General features: G+C 45.5%; 2 protein-coding genes and 1 pseudogene. All 3 read right to left on the bottom strand.

Annotated features, from left to right (window positions below; genetic code table 11):
* Positions 1-98: 98 nt before the first annotated feature.
* Positions 99-692: pseudogene (locus tag H6S82_RS27865) on the bottom strand (Uma2 family endonuclease); the annotation flags it as partial.
* A gap of 2 nt (positions 693-694) precedes the next feature.
* Positions 695-1417, bottom strand: coding sequence for a Uma2 family endonuclease (locus tag H6S82_RS27860; RefSeq protein WP_190475216.1), 723 nt, complete (start codon positions 1415-1417; stop codon positions 695-697).
* 72 nt (positions 1418-1489) lie between these two features.
* A partial coding sequence (gene aspS, locus H6S82_RS27855) for an aspartate--tRNA ligase (RefSeq protein WP_191057080.1) occupies positions 1490-2676 on the bottom strand: 1187 nt, incomplete at its 5' end.

Here is a 2676-nt window from a genome sequence, read left to right as displayed (position 1 = left end):
AATCAGAAGTGGAAACCAGGGACTTGACGGCGATTAAAATCGCCAGGTGCGTTTCATCCCCATGTCTAAAGCCAGGGGCTTTCACGCACGGTTTTCGGTAATTCCAAATTTTGATATCTTCCCTGCCAAATTCCTAACTCTACACCCAAAGGAGGAATGGGAAATCTGCCGCGCTCATTTGCAGGTAATAAATAATATTTGCCTGCCAGAAGTTGATACACTTCCACCCTGGCTTGCCTGACTTCATAAATGCCATAAAAAGGCGGACGGATCACCTGCTCGTAAATCCAAAATTTTCCCGTTATGCGAGTTGTATCTCGTTCTTGGGAACCATCTCCAGAGACAAATTCCAGTACGATCGAAGGTGCGATGTATTCTTGCCAAAGAACGTAAGAACGCCGTACTTGACCGTCTAAAGTTGGCGGTACATTCGGTACGTAAAACCAATCAGGTGCTTCAGCGCCTCTTTCCGGTGGGTCGGTCAAACGCCAGTAAATTCCGCAATCTTGACCTATACAATACTGACCGTCTGGATGCAACTGCTGCAATACAGGCGTGATGGAATCGGTTAGCAAAATACTCTGGGGATGCTCCTGAAAATTTTTCACAAATGTACCATCAGACTCTGGTAACTGTGTGTGGTCTGGTAAACTCGATTCAAGATTCGGCGATGCGGTAAAAATAGAAGTCATACCTAGACCTCCGGTTCAACACCTAACGATCGTAACTGATCTGCCAATCTGTCAGCGCGTTGTCTTTCCTGTTCGAGACGTTCCTCTGCTGTTAGCAAAAGATTGCCTTGTGCATCCCACCAACGCAACCAGGGAAATTCCACATTCTGATACTGACCGTGCCAAATTCCTATCTCTACTCCCAGCGGTTCAATAGGATAATGACCTCGCTCGTTAGTTGGTATTAACTGATAGTTTCCGTTTACTAATTGATATACCTGCACTGCTCCAAGCGAGCCTTCATAAATGCCATAAAATGGGACGCGAATCGCTCTTTCATATACCCAAAACTTACCTTCATAAGGAGTTTTATTTCTTTCTTCCGAACCATTTCCCGATACAAATTCCAACACAATTAGCGGCGCGACGATTTCTTGCCATAAAACATAAGAACGGCGATATCTTCCGTTTAACATTGGTGGCACATCTGGCACGTAAAACCAATCCGGCGCTTCTGCTCCTCTTTCTGGCGGTTCTGTTATGCGCCAGTAAATTCCACAATCTCGACCGATGCAATACTGACCGTCGGGGTGACGTTTCTGCAAAATGGGAGTAATGCAATCTGTTAAGAGATCTCCCTCCGGAGGTTCTTGAAAGTTTTTCACGAAGTTTCCATCCGATTCTGGCAATTGTGTATGATCTGGTAAGGAAGTAGACAGATCTACAGGTGTGGCTATTTCGGTCATGCTGACCTCCTGCTAATCGGTAATTGGTAATTGACGATAAGTTATCGCCAATTACCATGATAACTTCTGCAATTAAGCCTTTGGCTTATAAGTCGATCGCACTTGCAATTCCTTCAACTGTTTCTCATCCACACCAGATGGCGCACCTGTGAGCAAGCACCGCGCTTGTTGCGTCTTCGGAAATGCCATTACATCCCGAATCGACTCTTCACCAGCTAACAGCATCACCCATCGGTCTAAACCGTAGGCGATCCCACCGTGCGGCGGCGTGCCATATTCAAATGCCTCTAACAAAAAGCCAAATTTATTCCGCGCTTCTTCTTGAGACAAACCAATAGTTTCAAACACTTGTTCCTGAACTTCGCGCTGATAAATCCGCCGACTGCCTCCGCCAAGTTCTACACCGTTAAATACCAAGTCATAAGCTTGCGCTCTCGCGGTTTTCAGGTCGTGCAAATCGTCGGGATGAGGTGCGGTGAATGGGTGATGCAGCGCTTCTAAACGCTTTTCTTCGGCATTCCATTCAAACATAGGAAAATCTGTTACCCAAAGCAAGTTAATTTTGTTTTGGTCAATCAATTCCAACTGCTGTGCAATAACTTGGCGCAATCTATCGAGGGTCTTATTGACAACTGGTATCGTATCGGCTGCAAATAACAAAAGATGTCCGGGTTTGGCACCGGTACGAGTCAGCAATTCCTGTTTTTGTGCTGCCGTCAGGTTATCTTTGATCGCGCCAATTGTATCAATTTCGTCATTATCCCGGACGCGGATATAAGCCAAACCTTTTGCACCTGCTTCGGCAGCTTCTTTGAATAAATCGCCACCCGGTTTGATCCGCACATTGGAGATAGCATCATTGCCGCCGGGAATGGGTAATACTTTAACAATGCCTCCAGATGCAACAGCACCTGAAAACACTTTGAATCCAGAATCTTTAAACAGATCGGAAACATTGACCAATTCTAAGTCGTAGCGCGTGTCGGGTTTATCGCATCCGTAACGTTCCATCGCTTCGGCGTAAGTCAGACGCGGGAAAGGTCGAGGTAACTCAATTCCTTTCACTTTTTGGAAAACATGACAAACTAATTCTTCATTGAGATTGAGGATTTCTTCAACAGACATGAAACTCATTTCCATATCTAATTGAGTGAATTCTGGTTGTCTGTCGGCGCGTAAGTCTTCATCCCGGAAACAACGGGCAATCTGATAGTAGCGATCGAACCCAGAAACCATCAATAACTGCTTGAATAATTGCG

The organism is Planktothrix sp. FACHB-1355, assembly GCF_014748295.1.
In the GTDB taxonomy this organism is placed as follows: Bacteria; Cyanobacteriota; Cyanobacteriia; order Cyanobacteriales; family Aerosakkonemataceae; genus Aerosakkonema; species Aerosakkonema funiforme_A.
The sequence above is the reverse complement of the archived record's forward strand: the minus strand, read 5'-3'. Positions and strand labels throughout refer to the sequence as shown.